The sequence below is a fragment of the Dietzia massiliensis genome, assembly GCF_018390595.1.
Lineage (GTDB): Bacteria > Actinomycetota > Actinomycetes > Mycobacteriales > Mycobacteriaceae > Dietzia > Dietzia massiliensis.
On sequence record NZ_JAHBAV010000249.1, the window covers coordinates 1 to 408 of the forward strand.

Below are 408 nucleotides of genomic sequence, written 5' to 3' on the forward strand. Positions count from 1 at the left end.
GGTTGACGTCGTTGGCGGTCGCCAACGCGTCCAGCCCCAGGCGGTTCAGCAGCTGGTGCACCGGTTTGACGTTGCCTTTCAGAATGCCGTGAAACTGGAACGTCTGGCGGTTGGTGATGCGAATGCTGCCGTACAGCGTGCTCTCCTGCGCGAACTTGTCGATGCCCAGCCACTGCTGCGGGCTGATGATGCCGCCCGGCAGGCGGCAGCGCAGCATCATGGCGTGGCGCGGCTCCAGCTTCTGCTCGGCGCGTTCGGCGCGAATATCGCGGTCATCCTGCTGATACATGCCGTGAAAACGGATCAACAGGAAGTTGTCGCCGTTGAAGCCGCCGGTCAGGCCGTCGTTCAAATCTTCGGCGATGGTGCCGCGCAGGAAGTTGCTCTCCTTCTTCATGCGCTCCGCAT

Annotated in this window: 1 protein-coding gene; it reads right to left on the reverse strand. The window is 62.5% G+C overall.

Translation table 11 applies throughout. The features are described from left to right. Nucleotides 1-397: ferredoxin-like domain-containing protein (locus KHA85_RS20470; RefSeq protein WP_272875191.1), on the reverse strand; the 397-nt coding region annotated here is incomplete at its 3' end. Nucleotides 398-408 lie beyond the last annotated feature (11 nt).